Origin of the sequence: Enterobacter sp. WPR_3_1, assembly GCF_003635055.1 — a bacterium.
Lineage (GTDB): Bacteria > Pseudomonadota > Gammaproteobacteria > Enterobacterales > Enterobacteriaceae > Enterobacter > Enterobacter ludwigii.
In genome coordinates this window covers 154,764-180,491 of sequence record NZ_RBXU01000016.1, presented here as the reverse complement: position 1 = coordinate 180,491, position 25,728 = coordinate 154,764, and the positions used below count along the sequence as shown (strand labels likewise).

General features: G+C 55.5%; 25 protein-coding genes. 11 read left to right on the top strand and 14 right to left on the bottom strand.

The window, feature by feature from the left end:
* Positions 1-42 precede the first annotated feature (42 nt).
* Positions 43-942: a LysR family transcriptional regulator gene (locus BJ887_RS22875; protein WP_014172080.1), complete on the bottom strand. Its 900-nt coding sequence runs from the start codon at positions 940-942 to the stop codon at positions 43-45.
* A gap of 119 nt (positions 943-1,061) precedes the next feature.
* On the opposite strand from BJ887_RS22875, the gene BJ887_RS22870 reads away from it, so the two are divergent.
* Entirely contained in the window at positions 1,062-1,820 is a 759-nt protein-coding gene (locus tag BJ887_RS22870) for an SDR family NAD(P)-dependent oxidoreductase (RefSeq protein ID WP_121340489.1), read from the top strand.
* 173 nt (positions 1,821-1,993) lie between these two features.
* Positions 1,994-2,596 (top strand): response regulator transcription factor, encoded by a 603-nt coding sequence (locus BJ887_RS22865; RefSeq protein ID WP_041162899.1) that lies wholly within the window; start codon positions 1,994-1,996, stop codon positions 2,594-2,596.
* Here the strand turns inward: BJ887_RS22865 and BJ887_RS22860 are convergent.
* Positions 2,575-2,913, bottom strand: coding sequence for a lysozyme (locus BJ887_RS22860; protein WP_014172077.1), 339 nt, complete (start codon positions 2,911-2,913; stop codon positions 2,575-2,577). The genes BJ887_RS22865 and BJ887_RS22860 overlap by 22 nt on opposite strands.
* A gap of 71 nt (positions 2,914-2,984) precedes the next feature.
* The gene (locus BJ887_RS22855; RefSeq protein WP_047742644.1) at positions 2,985-3,524 is read right to left on the bottom strand and encodes a GNAT family N-acetyltransferase; all 540 of its coding nucleotides are present in this window, start codon (positions 3,522-3,524) and stop codon (positions 2,985-2,987) included.
* A 148-nt stretch (positions 3,525-3,672) separates the two neighbouring features.
* Between BJ887_RS22855 and BJ887_RS22850 the strand changes: the two genes are divergently transcribed.
* A complete protein-coding gene (locus tag BJ887_RS22850; protein ID WP_121340488.1) occupies positions 3,673-5,262 on the top strand; it encodes an STY4199 family HEPN domain-containing protein in 1,590 nt (529 codons plus the stop codon).
* Between the two features lie 60 nt (positions 5,263-5,322).
* Here the strand turns inward: BJ887_RS22850 and BJ887_RS22845 are convergent, their stop codons facing one another.
* The 3 genes from BJ887_RS22845 to BJ887_RS22835 form a co-directional block, all read right to left on the bottom strand.
* A complete protein-coding gene (locus BJ887_RS22845) occupies positions 5,323-6,972 on the bottom strand; it encodes an alpha,alpha-trehalase (RefSeq protein ID WP_020884498.1) in 1,650 nt (549 codons plus the stop codon).
* 271 nt (positions 6,973-7,243) lie between these two features.
* Positions 7,244-8,596, bottom strand: a complete 1,353-nt coding sequence (gorA, locus tag BJ887_RS22840; RefSeq protein ID WP_032680113.1) for a glutathione-disulfide reductase — start codon at positions 8,594-8,596, stop codon at positions 7,244-7,246.
* 71 nt (positions 8,597-8,667) lie between these two features.
* Entirely contained in the window at positions 8,668-9,510 is an 843-nt protein-coding gene (locus BJ887_RS22835) for a 23S rRNA (adenine(2030)-N(6))-methyltransferase RlmJ (protein WP_020884500.1), read from the bottom strand.
* 214 nt (positions 9,511-9,724) lie between these two features.
* Between BJ887_RS22835 and prlC the strand changes: the two genes are divergently transcribed.
* Entirely contained in the window at positions 9,725-11,767 is a 2,043-nt protein-coding gene (gene prlC, locus BJ887_RS22830; RefSeq protein WP_032680115.1) for an oligopeptidase A, read from the top strand.
* A gap of 7 nt (positions 11,768-11,774) precedes the next feature.
* A complete protein-coding gene (gene rsmJ / locus BJ887_RS22825; RefSeq protein ID WP_121340487.1) occupies positions 11,775-12,536 on the top strand; it encodes a 16S rRNA (guanine(1516)-N(2))-methyltransferase RsmJ in 762 nt (253 codons plus the stop codon).
* A gap of 86 nt (positions 12,537-12,622) precedes the next feature.
* Here the strand turns inward: rsmJ and uspA are convergent, their stop codons facing one another.
* Complete coding sequence (gene uspA / locus BJ887_RS22820; protein ID WP_003861223.1) at positions 12,623-13,060, bottom strand: universal stress protein UspA; 438 nt, start codon at positions 13,058-13,060, stop codon at positions 12,623-12,625.
* 283 nt (positions 13,061-13,343) lie between these two features.
* Here uspA and uspB point away from each other — a divergent pair, with 283 nt between their 5' ends.
* Positions 13,344-13,679, top strand: coding sequence for a universal stress protein UspB (uspB, locus tag BJ887_RS22815; protein WP_003861224.1), 336 nt, complete (start codon positions 13,344-13,346; stop codon positions 13,677-13,679).
* A 54-nt stretch (positions 13,680-13,733) separates the two neighbouring features.
* Here uspB and pitA read toward each other — a convergent pair whose 3' ends face one another.
* Positions 13,734-15,233, bottom strand: coding sequence for an inorganic phosphate transporter PitA (pitA, locus tag BJ887_RS22810; RefSeq protein WP_121340486.1), 1,500 nt, complete (start codon positions 15,231-15,233; stop codon positions 13,734-13,736).
* A gap of 229 nt (positions 15,234-15,462) precedes the next feature.
* Here pitA and BJ887_RS22805 point away from each other — a divergent pair, with 229 nt between their 5' ends.
* Positions 15,463-16,659: an NAD(P)/FAD-dependent oxidoreductase gene (locus tag BJ887_RS22805; protein WP_121340497.1), complete on the top strand. Its 1,197-nt coding sequence runs from the start codon at positions 15,463-15,465 to the stop codon at positions 16,657-16,659.
* A gap of 32 nt (positions 16,660-16,691) precedes the next feature.
* Here the strand turns inward: BJ887_RS22805 and BJ887_RS22800 are convergent, their stop codons facing one another.
* Both BJ887_RS22800 and BJ887_RS22795 read right to left on the bottom strand, forming a co-directional pair.
* On the bottom strand, positions 16,692-17,630 hold the full coding sequence (locus tag BJ887_RS22800; RefSeq protein WP_025202817.1) for an NAD(P)-dependent oxidoreductase: 939 nt from the start codon (positions 17,628-17,630) through the stop codon (positions 16,692-16,694).
* Entirely contained in the window at positions 17,630-18,322 is a 693-nt protein-coding gene (locus tag BJ887_RS22795; RefSeq protein WP_025202818.1) for an RraA family protein, read from the bottom strand. The genes BJ887_RS22800 and BJ887_RS22795 overlap by 1 nt, the downstream gene beginning before the upstream one ends.
* 169 nt (positions 18,323-18,491) lie before the next feature.
* Here BJ887_RS22795 and BJ887_RS22790 point away from each other — a divergent pair, with 169 nt between their 5' ends.
* Positions 18,492-19,229, top strand: a complete 738-nt coding sequence (locus tag BJ887_RS22790; RefSeq protein WP_020884507.1) for an IclR family transcriptional regulator — start codon at positions 18,492-18,494, stop codon at positions 19,227-19,229.
* Positions 19,230-19,266: 37 nt separating this feature from the next.
* On the opposite strand, the gene BJ887_RS22785 is transcribed toward BJ887_RS22790, so the two are convergent.
* Entirely contained in the window at positions 19,267-20,601 is a 1,335-nt protein-coding gene (locus BJ887_RS22785) for an MFS transporter (RefSeq protein WP_014172063.1), read from the bottom strand.
* A gap of 334 nt (positions 20,602-20,935) precedes the next feature.
* On the opposite strand from BJ887_RS22785, the gene BJ887_RS22780 reads away from it, so the two are divergent.
* Both BJ887_RS22780 and BJ887_RS22775 read left to right on the top strand, forming a co-directional pair.
* Positions 20,936-21,334, top strand: a complete 399-nt coding sequence (locus BJ887_RS22780) for a potassium channel family protein (RefSeq protein WP_032680118.1) — start codon at positions 20,936-20,938, stop codon at positions 21,332-21,334.
* A gap of 165 nt (positions 21,335-21,499) precedes the next feature.
* A complete protein-coding gene (locus BJ887_RS22775) occupies positions 21,500-22,528 on the top strand; it encodes a TerC/Alx family metal homeostasis membrane protein (protein ID WP_025202820.1) in 1,029 nt (342 codons plus the stop codon).
* A 45-nt stretch (positions 22,529-22,573) separates the two neighbouring features.
* On the opposite strand, the gene BJ887_RS22770 is transcribed toward BJ887_RS22775, so the two are convergent.
* A complete protein-coding gene (locus BJ887_RS22770) occupies positions 22,574-23,236 on the bottom strand; it encodes an HAD family hydrolase (protein WP_014172059.1) in 663 nt (220 codons plus the stop codon).
* 240 nt (positions 23,237-23,476) lie between these two features.
* Between BJ887_RS22770 and BJ887_RS22765 the strand changes: the two genes are divergently transcribed.
* A complete protein-coding gene (locus tag BJ887_RS22765) occupies positions 23,477-24,004 on the top strand; it encodes an NlpC/P60 family protein (RefSeq protein WP_020884511.1) in 528 nt (175 codons plus the stop codon).
* A 4-nt stretch (positions 24,005-24,008) separates the two neighbouring features.
* Here the strand turns inward: BJ887_RS22765 and BJ887_RS22760 are convergent, their stop codons facing one another.
* Both BJ887_RS22760 and BJ887_RS22755 read right to left on the bottom strand, forming a co-directional pair.
* Positions 24,009-24,803 (bottom strand): SDR family NAD(P)-dependent oxidoreductase, encoded by a 795-nt coding sequence (locus BJ887_RS22760; protein WP_025202822.1) that lies wholly within the window; start codon positions 24,801-24,803, stop codon positions 24,009-24,011.
* A gap of 33 nt (positions 24,804-24,836) precedes the next feature.
* Positions 24,837-25,718, bottom strand: a complete 882-nt coding sequence (locus BJ887_RS22755) for a LysR family transcriptional regulator (RefSeq protein WP_020884513.1) — start codon at positions 25,716-25,718, stop codon at positions 24,837-24,839.
* Positions 25,719-25,728 lie beyond the last annotated feature (10 nt).

The following is a 25,728-nucleotide window of genomic DNA, read 5'->3' as shown; positions in this document are numbered from 1 at the left end:
TCCTTTTCGTTTGGCTGGATGTTATTGAATTATAGCTTGCGACTAATCCACGTAAGCTTTTGTGAGTGCAGTAAGCCACTCCATAAACAGATGTACCCGACGGGAGAGGTTGCGCCGGTGGGGATAAATCAGCGATACCGGCATCGGTTCCGCCCGGTACTGCGGGAGAACTTCAATCAACTTCCTGGTGCGCAGAGCGTCACGCACGCCAACGCGCGGCACCTGGATAATACCCAGTCCGGCGATGCAGGCCGCCTGATACGTTTCTGTGCTGTTGACGGTCAAAACCCCGCCCGTCTTCACCCACTGCGTCGACGTGCCGTTATAAAACTCAAAGCCCTGGGGACGTGTTCCCAGCGTGGCGGCGTAGTGAATGACGGCGTGTGAACCCAAATCTTCCAGCGTTTCCGGATAGCCAAAACGCGTGACATAATCCGGGCTGGCGCAGTTAATCACCGACAGCTTGCCCAGCGGGCGGGCGATAAGTCCCGAGTCTTTGAGCGCGCCGACGCGTACCACACAATCAAACCCTTCACGAATAACATCCACCAGGCGATCGCTGCTGCTAAGTTCCAGCTCGATGCCCGGATATTGCTGCAGAAAAGCAGGCAGTTTGGGGATGACTAAATTTCGAGCAACGCTGACGGGCATATCCACGCGTAACCGACCGCTGATGGTGGAGGGGTCATGCTGGAACATACCGTCCAGTTCATCCAGGTTTGTCAGAAGATCTTTTGCCCGCTCGTAATACACCATGCCGTCCTGCGTCAGGCTTACGCGACGCGTGGTTCGGTGCAATAGCTGGGTTCCCAGTCGGTTTTCCAGCGCCTGAATTTGCCGCGAAACACTGCCTTTCGGCAGCGTCAGTGACTCCGCCGCCCGGGAAAAACTCTCCAGTTCCGCGACACGAACAAACAGCTGCATTGCGTGAATTTTATCCATAGACGAAGCTCATTGTTGTTGCAATTGAAACAGTGAAGCGCTCTGCGACATCTTTATTGATCTTCTATCACCTAATAAGCTCTTTCTCAATCTCCACGACAGTCAAAACGAGGTTTCTTATGTCTGAACGTATTGCATTAGTCACAGGTGGTAGCCGTGGTCTGGGTAAAAACGCGGCCTTAAAGCTGGCAGCAGACGGAACGGGAATTATCCTGACCTATAACCGAAGCCAACAGGACGCGCTGGATGTTGTGCGCGAAATTCAGCAAAAAGGCGTTAACGCGGCCGCATTGCAGCTCAACGTCGGAGATGTTGCCAGTTTCGACCTTTTTGCCGCTCAGCTTCAGGAAATCCTTAATACCGTATGGCAGCGTGAAACCTTTGATTATTTATTAAACAACGCCGGGACGGGCTTGTACGCGCCCTATGCCGAGACAACGGAAGCCCAGTTTGATGAGGCGCTGAATATCCATTTCAAAGGGCCTTTTTTCCTGACGCAGCGTTTGCTTCCCTTGCTGAACGACGGTGGGCGGATCCTGAACGTCTCCAGCGGGCTAGCCCGTTTTACGCAACCCGGTTCCGGCACCTATGCGGCAATGAAAGGGGCGATGGAAGTGCTGACCCGCTACCAGGCGAAAGAGCTGGGCGCGCGCGGTATCTCCGTCAATATCATTGCTCCCGGTGCGATAGAAACCGACTTTGGCGGCGGACGCGTGCGTGACAACGCGCAGCTTAACCAGATGCTGGCATCGCAGACGGCGCTCGGGCGCGTAGGGCTGCCGGATGATATCGGTGATGCCATTGCGGCGCTGCTCAGCGATAAACTGGGCTGGATGAATGCGCAGCGTATTGAAGTATCAGGCGGTATGTTCCTGTGATGCCTTCGCTTAAGGGGATGGAACCTCTTAAGGAAATCCTCAAATTGAATGTGTCCAGATAATGGGAGATATAAATAACACTGGTGGATTTGTAACGTCTCCGTTCATTGAGTTTTTTCTTAAATAATGCCTCTGTAGAATCTCCCTTCGCGACTCTCAGAGGGAGAAAAACGATGCGGGTAATTATGTTTGACAGGCAGTCCCTGTTTATTCACGGAGCGATACACAGTCTTCAGAAATTAATTCCGGAAATAAATATTACGGGAAGCTGTCAGGCAGAAGATTTACGGGCGCAAATTTCAGCGTCACCCTCGGCTATCGTCATGATTGACGGGAATTTAATTGAGGATGAGGGGATCGCCTGGTTGGAAGCGATCATGCAGCGTTTTCCGACGATACGCGTGGTAATGGTTCTGGCTAAAAAAGAGGCCCGATGGGTTGAACAATTGCTGCAGCGAAACGTGATGGCCATTGTTCCCCGCAATGCGCACCCGGAGCGCTTTTCCGCGGTGCTGGATTCGGTCTCCCGAGGAATGGTGTGCTTCCCCGGTGAGTGGGTGAGGCAACCGTCGGCGCCGCAGGCGTTATTATCCTTAAGCGAACGCCAGCGCGAAGTCCTGAAATTACTGGCGGCGGGGGAGTCCAACAAAGAGATCGGACGCAATCTCAACATCAGCGCCGCCACGGTGAAAGCGCACCTGGAAGCGCTTTTCCGCCGCCTGGAGGTGAAAAACAGAACCCAGGCCGCGATGTACTATACCCGGGCGACGGCCTGAAGAATTGCGGTCGGGAGTGAGGTCGTCTCACCGAAACTGAGCATCATTAACACCAGCGCGTCGTGCTGCTGTTGGGTTAACGGGCGTTTAAATTTTTCCCGCAGCAGCGTTTCGCACAGCTGAATATCATCGTGAAGTAAATATTCAGCCTGTAGCGGCGTGATAAGACGCTGAAAACATTCGCCCTGGCGAATAACATGGCCATAGCCAATAACCCATAAACCGTTTTCATCACGATATTTCTCCAGAGAAAGCCCCTGGTGTTTTTTTATTAACGCAATGGCGGCAGAAGATATCTTCAGCGCATGACCTTTCATATTCGTTTCCTCTTAATGGCAATATTGTAGAGGAAACGACACGCGCAAAATATCCGCCAAATGGCTATAGATCAGGAATGATTGCTGAGATATTCCTGCTTCAATAAACCGAACAGCCAGTCATTATGCCATTGTCCGCCAAGGTAATAACTCTCGCGTAACTCGCCCTCCAGACGAAAGCCCGTTTTTTCCAGCAGGCGTCTGGAGGCGATATTCCCCGCCGTGACGGTGGCGGTGAGGCGGCGTATGCCGCCCTGATGAAAGGCGTAACCGCACAGCGCCTGCAGCGATTCGAAGCCGTAGCCTTTCCCCTGGGCCGCAGGTGCAAAAAGAAAACCCACTTCCGCGCAATCGTCATCGCGATGAATATAACCGGTGACGCCGAGCGGTACGCCGGAGGTGGCGTCACGCACAACGAGGCAAAGCCAGTGCGCGCTGCCCGGCGTCCAGGGCGTCAGACGAGATTCGAACGCCTCGCGGATCGCCTCCACGGGGCGATCTTCCGCGACAAAACGCATCACCTCGGGGTCGTGCTGTAACGCCAGGAAAAAGGTCCAGTCAAGGTCTTGCAGCGGCGAACAGATAAGACGCGATGTCGTTAAGACAGGCATTCAGATTCTCCTGAAACATTTAAAATGATTTTCGTGGTGTCACTTTATTTCAACAGAAAGTCAGGTATGGTTAACCTCGTATAAATAAAAAGAAAAACGGCCATTACGGGCCCATTCTGGTTGTCTTCGTTGTCGCTTAAGGAAAACAATGACTCTCAGCACAGCACACCCTATCCGCGAACAGTTCGAACACTGTCTGGCGGTTATTCGCCAGGCCTCGGTTGAAATTTTACTTCTCCTGAATGTACATGTTTCTGAGGGAAAAGATCCACGCTGGTTTCTGGAACAACTGGACAGCGCGCGTTTAGGCCTGGGGGGCTGGAATGCGGTTGCGAAGACGCTCAATTTGAATGACGCGGAGATGTCCGAATTCACGCTACAATTGCGTCTGCTTCAGCAGCGTGTTCCTCAGTACGAAAGCGGTCAGGATGTCAGTGAAAACCAGCTGATTGCCGCGATGCGGTTTGTGACCACCCTGGAGCACCTTCGTTTGCAGCAGCCTCTTCTGACCTACAGCACCGAAGTGGCGCCTGGCAGTGAACTCCAGCAACAACAGGCGCACAAGCAGGTGCGTACAATTGAGTTGATGATAAAAGGGCTCATCCAGCAGGCCTGGCCCGATCAGGTGCGGCTGAATAACCATCTTAAAACTCTGTTTAACGCGGACCGCGTGCGGCGCTGGCTGAAGCTTGGTGACATCAATGATGTGCTGAGCGGCATGATGTTCAGTGAGCTGGCACAGATGCTGGTGGATAAAAAAGAGTTCAGCCGCTACTACGCCTCGCTGTTTAACGATCCGTCAATGCTCACGCTGATGGTGGAACCGCGGAAAACCCTGCAAACCTTCCTCGATGATATTCGGCAAATCCGTAACAATATTACCGTGCAGAAAGCGTTAAGTTCGGCGCAAATCCAGCTGCTGGATAACTACTACACGCAGATCACCCGACCGGTTCAACGTGCTTTTGAAGAGGGGAGAACCCGCGTCAACCCGGCCGGACTGATGGCTGTGGATGCCAGCGAGCTGCATGCTTTCTGGGAAAAGGCGCAGAAAATGGATCGTGTGACCGGCGGGGATCTCTTTGAGGTTCGTGACACGATTGAAAAACCGACCCAGCGCGCACCGCGCACGCCAGAACAGCGTGAGCAGCTTATTTCCGGCGCGTTATGGGGGGCGGTTGGCGTGATGGTGATTGCCATTGTGGCGGGCGGCTTCTGGCTGGTAACCAGCAGTAAACCCCAGCCTGCAGCCGGGAACGTTGCAGAAACGGCCCAGCCTCAGGAGATGCGCGAAACCCCGTCCTCGCGCGAGACGCTGTCGCGCATGGGCGTGACCTGGGACGAGAATAATTTCCGCTCGGCGATTAACCGCAATGATACCCGGGTGGCACTGCTGTTTTTGCAGGGAGGGATGGACTGGAAGCTCTCCTGGACGGAAGAGGCGATGTCGGCTGACTATGACGACGTTCTGGAGCTGATGTTGCGCTACCGACAGAACATGGTGGAACAGAAGCCGTGCCGGCGCTTTATCAACACGCTAAGCCATGCCATGTCGAATGGCGAGTCCCTGACGTCAATGCGTAAACAGTATCTGAAAGCGTTTTGCACCGTGCCTGCCGTGGTGAAGCGCCAGCAGCATGATCTGGATATGGCGACGCGTCGGGCACAGTCACAGCCGGATGCCACCACAAAAAAATGGCAGTCCATCCAGACCGCCATTTATGAAGTGATTCGTTAATCCTGTCTTCTCCCTCTCCCGGCAGGAGAGGGATGGATACGGGCATCAGACCACAGAAGGTCACGGCTCCCCATACAACCCTATCAACCGCCGTACCACGCCGTTAGTCCAGCCGAAGCCATCCTGCAGCGGGTACTCACCCCCGCCCCCTTCGCGCGGCGTACTGCTGGCGATGTGATATTTCTCAATCAGCTTATGGTGAGCTTTATAGAAATGATTCACCGTCTGCAGCCAGCTCCAGGCAATCTCATCGCCCAGCGAGTCATTGCCGTACTGTTTGAAGCCCTGAATCGCCATCCACTGCAGCGGCGCCCAGCCGTTGGGTTTATCCCACTGCTCGCCGGTCTCGTACTCGGTGGCCAGAATCCCGCCCGGCGTCAGCAGACGTGCTTTTACCGCATCCGACAAGCGTTCAGCCTGCTCGTGGGTCGCCATGCCAACGTACAGCGGCACAATGCTCGCCGCTGAGAACAGCGCCATGACCTCGCGGCGCCAGTCGTAGTCACGGTAACAGCCATTCTCGTCATCCCACAGATACCGGTTCACCGCGGCGCGGCGATCGCTGGCTTTCTGGCGGAACAGTTCCGCGGTCTCTTTATCCCCTTTCGATGCCGAAATATTGGCGATCGCGCTTTCCAGCTTGAACAGGAACGCGTTCAAATCGATAGGAATAAACTGCGTGGTGCGGATGCTGGCAAGTCGGCCAGGCTCCCGCAGCCAGCGCGAGGAGTAATCCCAGCCGGAGGCCGCGCCTGCGCGCAAATCGCGATAAACCTCATTCGGCGGACGACCAGAGTGACGGGCGGTTTCCACATCCTCAATCCATGATTCATCACGCGGCGTGTCACGGTCGTCCCAGTAGCGGTTTAACAGCGAGCCATCCGGCATACGCACCGCGCTGCGATAGGCCTGATTAAGCAGCAGCGATTCCGCCCCGTCCATCCAGAAGGCATGCTCCATTTTGAGGTGTTCAAGGTAGCGCTTTGCACCGCGCACACCATCCTCTTCAAACAGCTCTACCATCAGGGCAAATACCGGCGGCTGGGAGCGGCTGAGATAATAGGTACGGTTACCGTTCGGGATATGGCCGTAGCGTTCAATCAACCACGCGAAGTTATCCGCCATACATTTCAGCAGATCGTTACGTCCGCTCTCTGCCAGACCCAGCATGGAGAAGTAGGAATCCCAGTAATAGGTCTCGCTAAAACGCCCGCCGGGCACGATATAGGCCTGCGGCAGCGCCAGCAGAGAAGACCAGGGGATGTGGTCCTGCGGCTCGCGCGTCAGCACGGGCCACAGGCTGTCAATGTGCTCTTTTAGCGACAGGCCGGGGTCGGAGACATATTCCGTGGTATAGGTCTCTGGCAGCCAGAAGTGGTTCTCCACGAACCGGCGCAGGTCGAAATCCCGGTGGCGCCTGACCTTGCGATAGCGGATCAGAATATCCAGAGGATCCATCTTCGGGGCACAGTCGGGGAAGGTTTTGCTGTCCGCAAACAGCCGTGTCGACTGCACGTGCTCGAACAGTTCCAGATAGCGATCGGCGGGCGTCAGAGCATCAGAGGCGGGTAGCCCCTCAATCATTTCGGGTTCCGGCTCCGCCTCAATCATTTCATCCAGTTTTAACTCGCAGGGATCGGTCTCGTAGCGCAGCTCTTCTGCAATCTCGAACTCGATGTTCTCGGCAGCCTGTAGTTTCTGGTTGAACATGGCGATAAGGACCTCCGGTTGTGTGTTCAAAATAACAGTTTTTTCCGGGCGTCTTATAAGCGTAGACATTCGCTTCGGTGTTGGCTGAGGGAAATGTGCGGTTGATCACGTTTTTAAGCGCGGGGTATTTGCGGAGTTAAAACAGTAATTCGCTGAAAAATAAAGGCTAAAAGGGATTTTTAGACAGATTTATGGGGCAAATAATTCAGAGCATTCGTTGTGCAACCATTTATGTCTGAAACAAACGCCCCTCCGCAGAGGGGCATTTTGCTTAACGCATGGTGACAAATTCCTCGGCCGCTGTCGGGTGGATCGCAACGGTGTTATCGAAGTCTTTCTTGGTGGCACCCATTTTTAGCGCCACGGCGAAGCCCTGCAGGATCTCGTCCATGCCAAAGCCAATGCCGTGGATACCGACAATCTTCTCTTCCGGACCCACGCAGACCAGCTTCATGCGGCATGGCTGACGGTGAGAGGTGACGGCGGTATACATCGCGGTGAACGCGGATTTATACACTTTCACCTGGTCGTCGCCATACTGCTCGCGCGCCTGAGGTTCTGTTAAGCCCACTGTGCCGATTGGCGGGTGGCTGAAGACCACGGTCGGAATGTTACTGTAGTCCAGATGCTCTTCCGGTTTGTTGTTAAACAGACGCTCAGAGAGGCGACGGCCTGCGGCAACCGCAACCGGCGTCAGTTCGACCGCACCGGTGTTATCGCCCACCGCGTAAATGCCCGGAACGCTGGTGTTCTGGAATTTATCGACAACGATATACCCTTTCTCATCGGTTTTAACGCCCGTCGCCGCCAGGTTGAAGTTGTCGTTAGCCGGTTCACGACCAATCGCCCAGATCAGGCAATCCACGGTCTGGCTACGGCCATCTTCCAGCTCAAGCGTCAGGCTACCGTCTGCATTTTTCACGACCGCTTTTGGCACGGCGTGGGTGTGCAGCGTTGGGCCTTCGGTATTCATCACTTCGACCAGCGTATCGACGATCAGCGGGTCAAAGTTGCGCAGCGGCGCGTGTTTACGCACGAACAGGTGCGTTTCTGCGCCCAGGCCATTAATCACACCGGCCAGTTCTACGGCGATGTATCCCGCGCCCACCACGGCAACACGTTCTGGCAGAGCAGGCAGCTCGAAGAAACCGTCGGAGTCGATACCGTATTCCACACCGGGAATATCCGGGTGGCTCGGACGCCCGCCGGTCGCGATCAGGATGTGATCGGCAGTGATCGTCTCACCGTTAACTTCGATCGTCTTCGCATCAACAAAGCGCGCAAAACCATGAATAACATCGACGTTGTTCTTGCCCAGCACATTGTCGTACGAGGTATGAATACGGTCGATATAGGCTGTACGGCTGGCGATCAGCTTGTTCCAGTCAAAGTTATTGATGGTGGTGTCAAAGCCGTAATCCGGGCCATACATATGGATTGCTTCACGGATTTGGGCCGCATGCCACATCACTTTCTTCGGTACACAACCCACGTTGACGCAGGTGCCGCCCAGCGCTTTGGCTTCGATCAGCGCACATTTCTGGCCATACATGGCCGCGCGGTTGATGGAGGCGATGCCGCCGCTGCCGCCGCCGATTGCGATGTAGTCATAATGCTTAGTCATAGCTTTTATCCTTAATCGTGAATTGCCGCGATTGTATACCTGAAATCAATAGTTTCCACCGATGACTGCGATTACTCCGGCACGATCCAACTGACGGTGGCATGGCCCGTTCCGGCCGGCACCAGCGTCTTGTGCAGCCACGGCAGCACGTTGTTCATCTGCGCTTCGAGCTTCCATGGCGGGTTAATCACAATCATGCCGGAAGCGGTCATGCCGCGCTGGTCGCTGTCCGGGCGTACGGCCAGTTCAATTTGCAGAATTTTGCGGATACCGGTCGCTTCCAGGTCTTTGATCATGCGTTTAATTTGCGCACGCAGCACCACCGGATACCACAGGGCATAGGTGCCCGTCGCAAAGCGTTTGTAGCCGTCGTTAATACCGCTCACTACCGCCTGATAGTCGGTTTTGATCTCATAAGGCGGGTCGATCAGCACCAGACCGCGACGGGATACCGGCGGCAGTTTGGCCTTCAGCTGCTGGTAGCCATCCGCCTTTTCCACACGGGCGCGGCTGTCTTTCTGGAATTCAGAACGCAGCAGCGGGAAGTCGCTTGGGTGCAGCTCGGTCAGTTGAAGGCTGTCCTGCTCGCGCAGCAGCTGGCGGGCAATCAACGGCGAGCCAGGGTAGTAGCGCAGCTGGCCGTTGCGGTTAAAATGATTCACCACACCAATGTAGGGCTCCAGCTCTGCCGGCAGGTCGTCCTGCTGCCAGATGCGGGCGATCCCTTCCAGGTATTCCCCGGTGCGTTCGGCATGTTCGCCGCTCAGCTGATAACGTCCCGCGCCCGCGTGGGTGTCCAGATAGAGAAACGGTTTATCTTTCTCTTTAAGTGATTCAATAATCAGGCTCTGAACGGTGTGTTTAAGGACGTCGGCGTGGTTGCCTGCGTGAAAGCTGTGGCGATAACTGAGCATGAATGATTGTGTTCCAGGTAGTAAACGTAGGCCTGATAAGCGTAGCGCCATCGGGCAAAAATAGAGCGTATCGCCACAGTATACAGAAAAGTTTATCCTGCCGCGAAAGCGCAACGTCTGGCATTGAAATCCTCTACACTTATCCCCATTCTAGATCGCATATGCACAGCGCCGGATGCGCGCTTCATTCATCTTATTCAACAGGACAGCGTTTATGACCAATCCATTACTGACGCCTTTTTCGTTGCCACCGTTTTCTAAAATCCGCCCTGAGCATGTGGTTCCAGCCGTAACACAGGCGCTGGACAACTGCCGAGCGGCGGTAGAAAGCGTGGTGGCGCAGGGCGCGCCGTACACCTGGGAAAATCTGTGTCAGCCGCTGGCCGAAGTGGATGACGTGCTGGGACGCCTCTTCTCCCCGGTAAGCCATCTGAATTCAGTGAAAAACAGCCCGGAACTCCGTGAAGCGTATGAACAAACCCTGCCGTTGCTCTCTGAGTACAGCACCTGGGTTGGTCAACACGAGGGGTTGTACAAAGCCTATCGCGACCTGCGCGATGGCGACCACTATGCCGAACTCAACACCGCGCAGAAAAAATCGGTCGATAACGCTCTGCGTGATTTCGAACTCTCCGGTATTGGTTTGCCGAAAGAGAAACAGACCCGTTACGGTGAAATTGCGGCCCGTCTGTCTGAGCTGGGCAACCAGTACAGCAACAACGTGCTGGACGCGACCATGGGCTGGACGAAGCTGATTACCGACGAAGCCGAGCTGGCCGGTATGCCGGAAAGCGCGCTGGCGGCGGCGAAAGCGCAGGCCGAAGCGAAAGAGCAGGAAGGCTTCCTCTTAACCCTGGACATCCCGAGCTACCTGCCGGTCATGACCTACTGCGACAATCAGGCGCTGCGCGAAGAGATGTACCGTGCTTACAGCACCCGCGCTTCCGATCAGGGCCCGAATGCCGGTAAGTGGGATAACAGCCCGGTGATGGCTGAAATCCTCGCGCTGCGTCACGAGCTGGCACAGCTGCTGGGCTTTGAGAGCTACGCTTCCAAATCCCTCGCCACCAAAATGGCGGAAAATCCACAGCAGGTCCTCGATTTCCTGACTGACCTGGCGAAACGTGCGCGTCCGCAGGGCGAGAAAGAGCTGGCACAGCTGCGCGCCTTCGCGAAAGCGGAATACGGTGTCGACGAGCTGCAGCCGTGGGATATCGCCTGGTACAGTGAAAAACAGAAACAGCACCTTTACAGCATCAGCGATGAGCAGCTGCGTCCTTACTTCCCGGAAAACAAAGCCGTTAACGGTCTGTTTGAAGTGGTTAAACGCATTTACGGGATCACCGCCAAAGAACGTACCGACATCGACGTCTGGCATCCGGACGTGCGCTTCTTCGAACTGTATGACGAGAAGAACGAGCTGCGCGGGAGCTTCTACCTGGATCTGTACGCTCGCGAGAACAAACGCGGCGGTGCATGGATGGATGATTGCGTCGGGCAGATGCGTAAAGCGGACGGTTCCCTGCAGAAGCCGGTGGCGTACCTGACCTGTAACTTCAACCGTCCGGTGAATGGCAAACCTGCGCTGTTTACCCATGACGAAGTGATTACCCTGTTCCACGAATTCGGTCACGGCCTGCACCATATGCTGACCCGTATTGAAACCGCAGGCGTTGCCGGTATCAGCGGTGTGCCATGGGATGCGGTCGAACTGCCAAGCCAGTTTATGGAAAACTGGTGCTGGGAGCCGGACGCGCTGGCGTTCATCTCCGGCCATTACGAAACCGGCGAACCGCTGCCGAAAGAACTGCTGGATAAAATGCTGGCGGCGAAAAACTACCAGGCGGCGATGTTTATCCTGCGCCAGCTGGAGTTCGGCCTGTTCGACTTCCGTCTGCACGCCGAGTTTAGTCCGGAGCAGGGGGCGAAAATCCTCGAGACGCTGGCCGAGATCAAAAAGCAGGTCGCCGTTATTCCTGGCCCAACCTGGGGCCGCTTCCCGCACGCGTTCAGCCATATCTTCGCGGGCGGCTATGCGGCAGGCTATTACAGCTACCTGTGGGCCGACGTGCTGGCGGCGGATGCGTTCTCTCGCTTTGAAGAAGAGGGCATTTTCAACCGTGAAACCGGCCAGTCGTTCCTTGATAACATCCTGACGCGCGGCGGTTCTGAAGAGCCAATGGTGCTGTTCAAACGCTTCCGTGGCCGCGAGCCGCAGCTGGATGCGATGCTTGAGCACTACGGGATTAAAGGCTAACCGTTACGTGAAGATCTGTTTAGTCGATGAAACAGGCGCCGGAGACGGCGCCTTATCTGTTCTGGCCGCCCGCTGGGGGCTGGAGCATGATGATGAAAACCTGATGGCGCTGGTGATGACGCCGGCGCATCTGGAATTACGTAAGCGTGACGAACCCAGGCTCGGCGGGATATTTGTCGATTTTGTGGGGGGCGCCATGGCGCACCGGCGCAAGTTCGGCGGCGGTCGCGGTGAAGCGGTTGCCAAAGCGGTTGGCGTCAAAGGAAGCTATCTTCCGGACGTGGTGGATGCCACGGCGGGTTTAGGGCGCGATGCGTTTGTGCTGGCCTCGGTAGGGTGTCACGTGCGGATGCTGGAGCGCAATCCGGTCGTGGCCGCGCTGCTCGACGACGGGCTGACGCGCGGCTATGCCGACCCGGAGATTGGACCGTGGCTGCAGGCACGCTTGCAGTTGATTCACGCCTCCAGCCTGACGGCGCTGACCGATATCACTCCGCGTCCGCAGGTGGTCTATCTCGACCCGATGTTCCCGCATAAGCAGAAAAGCGCGCTGGTGAAGAAGGAGATGCGGGTGTTCCAGTCGCTGGTCGGGCCGGATTTAGACGCGGATGGTTTGCTGGCGCCTGCTCGTCAGCTAGCCACGAAGCGCGTGGTGGTGAAACGTCCGGACTATGCGCCGCCGCTGGCGGACGTGGCGACGGCCAATGCGGTGGTTACCAAAGGGCACCGGTTTGATATTTATTCGGGGACGACGGAACAGGAAGGTTAGGGTGTGCGGTTTAATGCCGTCACCCCAACCCGCGCTGGAAAGAGGCTCGAACGGTTCCCTCTCCCTTTGGGAGAGGGAAAGCAGACTTACTCGTCTTCTTCGTCACGCAGTGGAACAATCAGCATATCCACATGAACGGTGTTAATCAGCTGACGCGCTGAAGACATCAGTTTGCTCCAGAAGTCCTGGTGGTGACCACAAACGACCAGGTCCATATCGTATTTCTTAATCGCATCAACCAGCACCTGACCCAGATCGCCGCTGCCGCTTAAGGTTTCGGTGATAGGGTAGCCCGCGTTGGTGGACAGTTCGCTCAGGGCGTGGTGTGTCTCTTCAGAGATGCGTTTCTGCATATCACCGAGATTGACGTCAATCAGACCGGTATAGAGGTCGGAGTAATTCACATCAACGTGGATAAGAGAAACTTTCGCGTTGTAAGGGCGTGCCATGGATACCGCTTTATCAACCAGCACTTTACTCTCCGGAGAGAGGTCTACCGCGATGAGAATGTGTTTGTAAGCCATAGTGTTACTCCTTCCTTAAGTTATCGATGACTAAATGGAAAAGCCGTCGTCTGATGCTTTCATTACGGCCCAGTAAAACATATTTTTCAAGCTTTGGTGTTGATAACGATTAACCTTGTGGCAAAAAAATTAACGGATCTCCTACACTATTTAATGAGCCGTTCGGATATTAAAACGCGAACCGGATCGACTTTTGTTCATTCTTTCACTGAACTGTCTGTCAGGGCACTGGAGTGCGGTAGCTCAGAGGCCTTGCTTCGTGGGCGTACGCCGGGGAGGATGTATGATTAGCACCGTCGCATTGTTTTGGGCGTTATGCGTGGTTTGCATAGTGAATATGGCGCGCTACTTCTCATCGTTACGTGCGCTGTTAGTGGTACTTCGTGGTTGCGATCCGTTGCTTTATCAGTATGTGGACGGTGGAGGGTTCTTCACCTCGCACGGACAGCCCAGCAAGCAGATGCGTCTGGTAGGGTATATCTATTACCAGCGCTATCGCGATCACCACGATGAAGAGTTTATTCGCCGTTGCGAGCGTCTTCGCCGTCAGTTCATTTTAACCAGCGCCCTGTGTGGTCTGGTTGTGGTCAGCATGATTGCCTTGATGATTTGGCACTGAGCATAAAAAAAGCGGGTCAGTTTCCTGACCCGCTTTTTTATCGCGTTCTGCCGATTAGATAAGCTTCAGCGAAATCCAGTACAACCCACCCGACAGCAGGATAGAGGCCGGAAGGGTAAATACCCAGGCCATCAGAATGTTGGTCACGGTTTTGCGTTGCAGACCGCCGCCGTCAACAATCATGGTCCCTGCCACGGAAGAGGAGAGTACGTGGGTGGTCGAAACTGGCATACCGGTATAGCTCGCCAGACCGATTGAAACCGCCGCCGTCATCTGCGCGGACATACCCTGCGCATACGTCATGCCTTTCTTACCGATCTTCTCGCCGATGGTGGTCGCCACACGACGCCAGCCAATCATCGTACCGATACCGAGAGCCAGTGCGACAGCCATGATGATCCAGATTGGCGCGTACTCAATAGTATTGAGCATATCGCCTTTCAGTTTCTTCAGCAGACGCTGGTCGTCAGCATTCACTTCTGGCAGCTTCGCCACTTTATCCGTGACATCAGAGATGCACAGCATAATGCGACGCAGTTGACCACGTTGCTCAACGGACAGTTTGTCGTAGCTTTCGATATTACCCAGCATGCCTTTGGCACGTTCCAGCGCGTTAATCGCGTTTGCCGGATGGCAGTGGAATTCGCCCGGCGCAGTGGTAGCGCCTGCTTCAGGAGAAGGGATCAACTGGTCAACGCCGGTTGCCTTCTTCAGCAGCTCAGGGTGTTGCTGGAAATAGATTTCAACGTTGTTCACCGCATCACGGGTACGGGTGATTTCGTAACCGGAGGCGTTCATGTTAACCACGAATCCCGCCGGTGCGACGCCAATCAGTACCAGCATTACCAGACCAATGCCTTTCTGACCGTCGTTCGCGCCGTGAGAGAAGGCAACGCCGATAGCGGAAAGGATCAGGGCAATCCGCGTCCAGAATGGCGGCTTTTTCTTGCCGTCTTTCTTCTCACGCTCTGCCGGCGTCAGGTGAATACGGGAGCGTTTTTTCGTATTGCTCCAGTAACGACGCAGGATGAAAATTAATCCGCCTGCGACCACCAGACCCACGATAGGGGAGACAATCAGTGAGGCGAAAATTCCCAGCACTTTCGGGATGTTTAACGCATCAACAACCGAGGTACCGGTCATGAGGGCATTCGTTAACCCAATACCGATAATCGCGCCGATGAGGGTGTGAGAACTGGATGCAGGCAGGCCGAAATACCAGGTACCGAGGTTCCAGATAATTGCAGCAAGCAGCATTGAGAACACCATAGCGAGGCCATGGCCAGAACTAACGTTGAGAAGCAGATCCGTTGGCAACATATGCACGATCGCATATGCAACGCTCAGTCCACCCAGAAGAACACCAAAAAAGTTAAATACCGCCGCCATAACAACCGCAAGCTGCGATCGCATTGCGCGAGTGTAGATAACCGTTGCTACTGCGTTTGCAGTGTCGTGGAAGCCGTTGATCGCTTCGTAAAACAGTACAAAAACCAGAGCAAGCAATAATAAAAGCCCGGTATGTAAATCCAGGCCAGTAAACAAATGTAGCATAGGACGTTACGCCATTTTGAGGACATGAACGCGGCGCATTATCCAGGACAAATGCGCGGCGGGCAAAGTGAAATATAGCTTTTTTTTGATATAACTTCGGCTTTGTTGGCGTTAGGTAAAGAAATATATTTTATATTTCAAGTATATGACTGATATCTCGGTTAATTACGCTGGTGTGACCACAGAGGAAACTTTACAATCCGCGGCAGTTAACGAAGAGGATTTTGACGTGGAAAGGTTTGATGCCGTGGTAATTGGCGCCGGTGCGGCGGGTATGTTTTGTGCGGCGATGGCCGGACAGGCGGGTCGTCGCGTGCTGTTGCTGGATAACGGTAAAAAGCCAGGACGTAAAATTCTGATGTCCGGTGGCGGGCGCTGCAACTTTACAAATCTCTACGTCGAACCCGCAGCTTATCTGAGCCAGAACCGTCATTTTTGCAAATCGGCCCTGGCGCGTTACACCCAGTGGGACTTTATCGACCTGGTGGGTAAGCACGGTATCGCATGGCATGAGAAGACGCTGGGCCAGCTGTTCTGTGATGACTCCGCCCAGCAGATTGTCGATATGCTGGTGGCCGAGTGCGAGAAGGGCGGCGTGGTGATGCGCCTGCGCACGGAAGTGCTGGAGGTGTCCCGCGATGAGCAGGGCTACACGCTGCAGTTAAACGGGGAAAGCGTCAGCGCCGATAACCTGGTGATTGCCAGCGGTGGCCTCTCCATGCCGGGGCTCGGTGCTTCACCATTCGGCTACAAGGTTGCCGAACAGTTTGGCCTGAACGTGCTGCCCACCCGTGCGGGGCTGGTACCGTTCACCCTGCATAAGCCCCTGCTGGAACAGCTCCAGACGCTTTCTGGCGTCTCGGTTCCGTCGGTCATTACGGCTGAAGACGGTACGGTGTTCCGTGAAAATCTGCTGTTTACCCACCGTGGTCTTTCCGGCCCGGCGGTACTGCAAATCTCCAGCTACTGGCAGCCGGGGGAGTTTGTCACGGTTAACCTGCTACCCGATTGCGACCTGGAGGCTTTCCTCAACGAGCAACGCGCGGCGCACCCGAATCAAAGCCTGAAAAACACGCTGGCCATGCAGTTGCCAAAACGTCTGGTGGAATGTTTGCAGGTGCTGGGGCAGATCCCGGATGTGTCGCTCAAGCAGCTTAACAGCCGCGAACAGGCGGTGCTGGTTGAGACGCTGACAGCCTGGCGGGTGCAGCCCAACGGCACCGAAGGCTACCGCACGGCGGAAGTGACGCTTGGCGGGGTCGACACCCATGAACTCTCCTCACGCACCATGGAAGCGCGCAACGTGCCGGGGCTCTATTTTATTGGTGAGGTGATGGATGTGACCGGCTGGCTCGGCGGATACAATTTCCAGTGGGCATGGGCAAGTGCCTGGGCGTGTGCTCAGGCGCTGGCAGAAGACAAGTGACATAAGAGCACTGCCACTCGTCACAGTTGGCTTTACGGGCTGACGGTGGTTACGTCTGTTACAGCAAGAATATTGCTCGCAGCCACGGTCCCCATCTTGATATATGACGCTGCGGTAACGCCGCCAATATGCGGTGAAATAACCACGTTTTCTACGGACTGCCAGAGGTGCGGCGCCGTCAGCGGCTCGTGGGTAAAGCTGTCCAGCGCTGCGCTGTGCAGCGTGCCATCCCTGAGCGCCGCCAGTAACGATTCATCGTCGATCAGTCCGCCGCGTGCCGTATTTACCAGAATTGCGTTCCGCTTGCAGTGTGCGAGCGTCTGGCTATTGATCATCCCCCGATTCTCATCGGTCAGCGGACAGTGCAAAGAGATGACATCGGAACGGGAAAGAAGTCCTTTCAGCGTTTCTGCGCGTTCGCACAGGGCAGGCATGGACTTAGCATAGGGATCGTAAGCCAGCACCTTCATGCCGAATGCGTGGCCAATATGTGCCACACGCGAGCCGATAGCACCCAATCCGATGAGCCCTAATGTTAAGCCCTCCAGTTCAATGGATTTATGCGTTGCCTTATCCCAGTGCCCGTCTCGCAGGCGCTTGTCCAGAGGTACCACCGACTTTGCGCAGGCGAGGATCTGCGCCCAGGTATGTTCAGCCACTGCCGCCGCGTTTGCACCTGGCGCAGCGCGGACGGCGATGTTGCGCTCGGCCGCTGCCGTCTGGTCTATCACATCGATCCCGCTTCCGTGCTTGGAAATAACCTGCAGAGCGGGGGCGGCATCCATGACTTTCGCGGTAATCTTGCCGTAACGTACCAGAATCGCCACAGGATTGTGTCGTTCACACAGCGCGATCAGTTCATCTTCTGTGGGCTGGCGGCCCGCAAACACCACCTCAAAGCCCTGCAACATCACCATGGCCTGCTCCGCCAGGTCGCTTCCAGTAACCAGAACTACGTCTTTGCCCCCCATCACAGCGTCTCCCCGTCATCTAACATACCTGCCTTACGAAGCGCGTCATCAAGCCAGTGTGGACGTAAATCGCCTTCACGGATGGCGGCAAGGCGTCGGGTCTCCATCTCCAGCTTTCCTTTTGCCAGCGCGATAACTTCCTGAACCTCATCGCGCGGGATGACTACCACGCCGTCGATATCCGCGACAACCAGATCCCCGGCCTGAACCGTCGCCCCGGCGACTGAAATGGGATGATTAACCCGACCAGAAATTAGCTTTGTCGGGCCGCAGGGATTCAGACCGGCAGAAAAGACAGGGTAGTGACCTTTGCTCAAGGTATCGGCGTCTCGTACAGCGCCGTCAATAATAATGCCCGCAATGCCGCTCGCCTGAGCCTGAGTGGCCATGATTTCCCCAAGCAGTGCGCAGCTCAGGTCGCCTTTGCCATCGACGATCAGGACATCGCCGGGCTGCGCCACCGCCATCGCGGCATGAATCGCCAGATTATCACCCGGACGGACTTCAACGGTGATGGCCGGACCCGCAACGGACATGTGTGGAGCCAGCGGTTTGATGCGGCCATGAAGCGTACCGCGGCGACCGGCCACGTCGGCCAGAATAGCGGCCTGATACTCGGCAGCCCGGCGAACGTCCTCGGCAGAAACGCGATCAAACTGGCGATTAATCGGTTTTTTTTCAGTAACGGACATGAATGCCTCCATATTGTTTTACTAAGTACAATGCAGGTGTACAGTGCAAAACAACTATAGCGGTGTTGCTTTCCTTTTAGCCAGACCCAAGATGGCGTTTGTGATGTAAACACGAAGTGACTCACAAAATTTGAGGTACACTCACTGCCGGGCTAACAAGGAGATAATGATGGGGAATGAAGGCGTTGTAGCGGTTGAAAAAGCGCTGGCTTTACTGGATTGCTTCCGTCCTGGAGATGAGAGCCTGACGCTGACCGCGCTGGCACAGCTATCGGGTTATCACAAAACCACGGTTTACCGCTTGATGAATTCTCTTGAACGGATGAATTACGTCGTCAGGCATGAAGACGGCAATTATGCGCTCGGCCCACGTCTGCTTTACCTCGGCAAGCTGTATGAACAATCTTTCCATCTTTCCCGAGTGGTTCAGCCAGAGCTTCAGGCCTTATCCCTGGCGTCTCAGGAGAGTGCCAGCTGGTATGTGCTGGAGGGAGGGCAGCGGCTTTGCCTGTTTCGCGCTGAAGCGTCGCATGGCCTGCGACACAGCAATCTTCCCGGTAGCCAGTTTCCGCTCGATAATTCGGCCATCAGTAAGGTATTACGCCATTGGGGGCTCAATGAGAGCCTGCCGGAGGGAGACGCTGAACTCCCATTCTACACGTCAGGCGCACGCGATCCCCACACCGCTGCGTTTGCGATGCCTGTCTTCGGCGTTCACGACAAGCTGGTTGCGGCGTTAGCCCTGACCGGCCCCATCTCACGGCTGACGGAAGATCGTCGTGAGAAGGAGATAGGTCAGTTGATGAAGGCGGCAGCAAGCCGTCTGTCGCAGAAAATGGGAGCCAGTAAGCTCTTCTGTCAGCAGTTTTTTGGGGAGACGAGCGATACGGCGGAAGAACATCTTTAAATGCAGAAGCGGGACAATTGTCCCGCTTCTGTCAACGCTAATGCGTGACCTGTTTTTCGTGTAGCTGAGCGTTGCGGGCCTGTCGGCCCATAATGAGCACCGCTATCCCCCCGGCCACGCACAGCGCGGCCAGCGGAAGCATCGCCAGCGTGTAGCTGCCCGTACGCTCATTGATAATGCCGTACGCGTTTACCATCACCGCCCCGCCTATCAGGTTTGCGATGGCACCAATCGCGGCCAGTCCCGCCGCCGCTGAGGTACTGCTCATCCAACCGGACGCCAGCGCCCAGAAAGGCCCTTTCATTGAATAGGCGCCTATCAGCATAATGCTGAGGATAACGATCGTGGCAGACAGCGAAACGCTCACAAAGGCGGCGAACACGCCGGCGGCAATTATGAATAGCGTGAGTGCGGTATGCCAGCGGCGTTCGTTGGTACGATCGGAATTCCGTCCCCATACAATCATGAGAACAGATGCCAGACCGTAAGGAATGGCGTTAAGCAGACCTGTCTCAAGATTATCGAGATGGAAGGATTTCAGCAGTTGAGGAGACCAGACGCTGATGGTGGTACCCGCGGACGATGCACCCGCGTAAATCAGCGCCATCAGCCAGATTTGGCGATGCTTTAGCAACTGCCAGGTGGTCTGGTGTCCGATATTCTTTTGCTGATTGCGCTCGGTTTCCAGCGTGGTTTCCAGCCATTGTTTCTGTTCACTGCTAAGCCAGCTCGCCTGATGAGGGCGATCCCGGAGAATAAACCAGGCTGCAATACCCAGCAGCACCGCCGGCAAGCCTTCAATAATGAACAGCAGATGCCAGCCGCGAAGACCCAGCCAGCCATCCAGTGACAGTATCAACCCGGAAAGCGGGGAGCCAATGAAGTTAGCGAGTGGGATGGCGACCATAAAGGACGCAATAATGCGTGCGCGGTAGCGGGACGGGATCCACCAGGTCAGATACAGCACGACGCCCGGGAAGAAGCCCGCTTCTGCAGCACCGAGAAGAAAACGGACGATATAGAGCGACGTGGTGTTCTGCACCAGGGACATACACATGGAGACGATGCCCCAACTGATCATAATGCGCGGGATCCACAGACGGGCGCCGACTTTCTGCATGGCCAGGTTGCTGGGTACTTCAAACAGAAAATAGGCCACGAAATAAAGACTGCTGGCGAAGCCAAATGCAGCTTTGCTGAGGCCAAGATCCTCATTCATCTGCAGCGAAGCCATGCCGATATTCCCGCGATCGATAATGGAGACCAGGTAACTGACAATCAGAAACGGGAGAATACGCCAGATCACCTTCCGCATCGTCTCTCTTTCTATGTCCTCGGTGGCGGTAGCACCGTTACGTAAATGTTCTGTCATTGTGTCCTCGCAGGGTATGTTCTTTGTTTTATTAGGTACAACTGAGTTTTATTAAACAAAACCACTATAGCGACGGCGCGTTCTTTTTATCCAGTTAATGGAAGGTTTAAATGATGTAAATAAGAGGTGACTCACAGATAGTGCGCTCCAGATATATCGCTCACAGCAGTCGAACCAGCCGCAAAGAGGAGACTCTAAAAGGGTGATAATCACGCAGCGCAATTATTGCACCAACTTTTTTCCTCCGATCCACTAAGCTTCGACCAGGCCAGACAGCTCCAGGTGCCCCGCTGCGTTCGTGGGGTCATTTTTCTTCCCGGTCAGAGCACCTTTCATGCAGCTACTCAGCATCATTATTTTGCTTACCCTTACGGTGGTCATCCATTCGCTGTGGATGTTTTGCGTTTTAAAATTCATTAACTTAGAGGTCGGCTCTGCGGTGCGTGTGGTTTTGCGTAACGTCGGGATCGTTATCTCCATGATCTTCGCCCATCTTCTTGAAGCCGGTCTCTTCGCCGGGTTTTATTTTGTTATTGATGCATTTAACGACTGGAACACCAGCTTCTACTTTTCGCTGGTCAGTTACGCCACGGTGGGATACGGCGATGTCACGTTGCCTCAGCACTGGCGGCTGATTGGGGGTGTGGAAGGCCTGGTCGGCGCCTTGATGGTGGGCTGGTCAGTGGCGGTTCTGGTGGCCGTACTGCAGCGTTTGCGCGGCATGAGCGCCTAAACGGCAGATGCGCGACCCCATGGAGTGCGGTAAAGTACCTCTCTTTGCCGGGCCTGGAAGGCCGCGGCTTTAAGGGTTAAAGGCTGGTAAACAGCCTGCCCCTTTCCGTTCCTGGTTTACGCCAGTTTGCATGGTGTTGTGTTTTGTCTGCCAAAAGGGTTGTGTATGTCTGCTGCTCATCTCGGTTTCCCGACTGAAACCGTTGTTGTCTTTGTAGTGATGGCCGTCGGGGCGATGTTTATCGACCTCTTTATGCACCGTCACGATAAACCGATCTCGCTGAAAAGCGCTGCCATGTGGTCCCTCTTCTGGGTCATGATGGCCATGGCTTTCGCCGGGTTCCTGTATGTTCACCACGGCGCAGAGATGGCAAGCCTGTTCCTCACCGGTTACGCGCTGGAAGAGGTGCTCTCCGTCGATAACCTGTTTGTGATGATGGCGATTTTTGCCTGGTTCGGCGTGCCGGATAAATATCGTCACCGCGTCCTCTACTGGGGCGTGCTCGGGGCGATTGTTTTCCGCGGTATCTTTGTGGCCATCGGGACCAGCCTGTTGAGTCTGGGGCCTTACGTCGAGGTTATCTTCGCGCTGGTCGTCGGCTGGACGGCGGTGATGATGCTCAGACGTAATGAAGAGAGTGACGAGGTTGAAGATTACTCCGGCCATCTGGCTTACCGTCTGGTGAAACGCTTCTATCCTGTCTGGCCTAAAATCAGCAGCAATGCCTTTATTCTGACCCAGAAAGAGGTGGACGCGGAGCTGGAGAAACCTGAAAACCAGGACGTAACGGTTGGACGCGTGAAGAAGGCGAAACGCTACGCAACGCCGCTGCTGCTTTGCGTGGCGGTCGTGGAACTCTCTGATGTGATGTTCGCGTTTGACTCCGTGCCGGCCATTATTGCCGTCAGCCGTGAGCCGCTTATTATTTACAGCGCAATGATGTTCGCCATCCTCGGCTTGCGTACGCTCTACTTCGTGCTGGAAGCGCTGAAGCAGTATCTGGTGCATCTGGAGAAAGCGGTGGTGCTGCTGCTGTTCTTCGTGGCGTTCAAGCTCGGATTAAATGCCACCGATCACTTCTGGCACCACGGTTACAGCATTGGTGCCACGGCAAGCCTGTTTGTGGTGCTTGGCGTGCTGGCGCTGGGGATTATCACCAGCGTGATGTTCCCGGGTAAGAAAGAAGCCCATTAAAAGCAAAACGGCAACCTTTGGTTGCCGTTTTCGGGTAGACAGTGTCTAACACTTAATCGGTGAATGTCGACGCTTGCGCGGTGGATGGAAGTGCCGCCAGTGTGCATCCTGCGCCGCCGCCAGCAGTTCATGGTCGCCGCGGGTATCGCCCCACGCGCGCAGGTGGTAGCTATTCAGATCGCCATACACTTTTTCCAGCCTCGCCACCTTCTGGGCACAGCGGCAGTTGTTGCCGGTGATACGCCCGGTCAGCTTGCCGTCTTTCACTTCCAGCTGTGTGCCAATCAGCTTAATCCCCAGCTTGTCAGCCCACGGCTGGAGCACCAGCGCCGGAGAGGCGGAGCAGATGGTCACTTCCGCACCGGAATTCACCTCCGCGGCGACGGCCAGTACGCCGGCAGGGCGCATCAGCTTGTCCCAGTATTTTTCGCAAAACGCTTCCGCCTGCTGGCGTAGCCAGTGTTCATCCACGCCCGTCAGGAACGTTTTAATCAGCACTTCCTTCAGCTCATCGCGCGTCAGCTTACGACGCACGCAGTGCAGCGTGGGTAAGGCCATACGCACCAGGCGGCCCGCGAAGTAACGTTTACCAAAGGCAAAACGCAGGAAAGGGATAAAGCTGTCGTGGTGCGTCAGTGTTCCATCAAAGTCGAAGACGGAGAGCACGTTGGATTTGGCCACGGCCTCGTCGGCAATCATATTGGTCATAAATACGTCTTAGCTAAAATACACATTCTGTTGATTAGTTTACCTGCTTTACCCTGTCTGTCCTTCTGTCTTGAGCATTTTTTTCGCGATCTTGCGATCGGAAAGTGAGTCCATTTTTGGTCTCAATAATAATTGGTTGAAAAGCGAGCTGTCTATATTATCGCCACATTGAGCGCTATTTCGGGGGAACGTTGGCCCCCACCGGTAAGGAAAATATTCACTCACTGAATCTATTTTGATATGACGTTTAGATCGCTTATTTCAATCCTCTCGTTAAGTCTGGCTTCGTTTTCGGCATTGAGTTTTCAACTGCCGGCGTCAATGCTGTCAATGAACCGTGAGCTCGCCCTTTCTCCGGCAAAATCCGCGCTGCTGCACCAGGAAACAGGACCACTGCGTACCCGGATCCTTGATCAATACCAGAAGTGGAAAGGCACCCACTATCAGTGGGGCGGGACCACGCATCGGGGCGTGGACTGCTCCGCGCTGATGCAGCATCTGTTCAGCGATGCGGCGCACCTTAATCTGCCGCGCACGACGGGCGAACAGATCCATCGCGGCGTGAAGGTGGCGCAATACCGTCTGAAGGCGGGGGATTTGGTCTTCTTTCAGACCGGTCCAGACCGAAGGCACGTGGGCGTGTACATCGGCAATAGCCAGTTTATTCATGCCTCACGCAGCCAGGGCGTAACCGTTTCAACCCTGACTGATGACTACTGGCAGGCGCACTATATTACTGCCCGACGGGTCACAGACCGTTCTGTCTGAGGGATCAGATGATGTCATCCACCACGCCGCCATCGACGCGCAGTGCCGCGCCCGAGGTGGCGGAGGCCTGGGGCGAGCAGACATACACCACCATATTGGCGACTTCTTCCACCGTCGCGGCACGCTGGATAACCGAGCTCGGGCGGTGAGTCATCACAAACTCTTTCGCCAGTTCCTCCAGCGATTTGCCGGTTCTCTCGATCTCGTCTTTCATCATGCCGGCAAAACCGTCTGAAAGGGTGGGACCGGGCAATACGCTGTTCACCGTGACACCGCTTCCCGCCACGAACTTCGCCAGCCCGCGAGCGAGCGACAGCTGCGCCGTTTTGGTCACGCCATAGTGGATCATGTCCGCTGGAATATTGCAGGCCGACTCGGACGAAATAAACACCACGCGTCCCCAGCCTTTCTGCACCATACCCGGCAGCAGCGCACGGGAGATACGCACGCCGGACATCACGTTTGTCTGCCAGTAACGCTCCCAGGTGTCATCGTCGGTGCCATAAAAATCCTGCTGGCCGTAAATGCCGGCATTGTTGACCAGGATGTCGACGTGGGTCGCCACGTTCAGCAGCGATTCCACCCCTTCAGCCGTGCTGAGGTCGGCAATCGCAGCGCGTACCTGCACCCCAGGCACAACCTGTTGTAGCTGCTGGATACCTTTATTCACAGACTCCGTGCTACGGCCATTGATGATCACTTCCGCACCGCTTTCAGCCAGCCCTCGGGCTATGGCGAAGCCGATCCCGCCGGTAGAGGCGGTCACCAGCGCGACTTTCCCCGTAAAATCGATCTTCATCATCTGCTCCTTATCGTGTTTAACGTTCGGACCTTAAAGCGTAGCAGGTGAGGATGGCGGCTCCTGGCTAAAAAGGCGCAGCAGGGTCTCAACCTGTTCATCCAGCGGGCCGAGGGAGCGTTTCACAATCAGGTGCAGCGGCGTAGCCCGGCGTGCGCCATGGCTAAGCGGCAGGCGTTTGAGCACCCCCAGATCAAGCTGGGTCTGAATACGCTCCTCTGGCAGCCAGCCATAGCCGACCTGAGACATCACCGCCTCTATGGCTGCATCAATGGTGGAAAAGGTCCACGACTCGCCGGCCGCACGCGCGGCGGTCTGGCTGTCGGCTATCTGAATGAGCGGCCACGGGCGCAGCATATCGTCGTTAAGCGGCGCGTCGAGGCTAAAGAGGGGATGTTGATGATGCGCCACGGCAACAAAGTCGATATTCATCAGCCATTCGCCAAGACCGGTTATGTCCTGGCGGCGGGTTAACACCATCACGTCGGCTTCATCATTAATGACATCGGTGCGGCTATTTTCCAGCACTTCGGTGAGGCGGACCTGCGTTTGCGGATACAGCTGCTGGAACTGACGCAAAATAGCAAACAGGCGTCGGCGCGGGAAAATGCTGTCCACCACCAGATCTAACCGCGTGCGCATTCCGTTACGCAGGCTTGCCGCACGGGTCTCAACATAGGCGAAGGCTTTCAGCAACGGTTTAACCTGGTTGAGCAGGAGTTCGCCGGCCGGGGTCAAGACAGCCCGCCGCCCCTCAGGCACCAGCAGCGCCACGCCCAGCCGCTCCTGCAGCAGCGACAGGTTATAGCTGACCGAGGACTGGCTGCGGTTGGTCTCTTCCGCTGCTTTGGCAAAGCTGCCTGCCTCGACCACTCTTTCCAGTAATGACCATTGTTCAAGCGTCGTCTTATGCATGATTAATCTA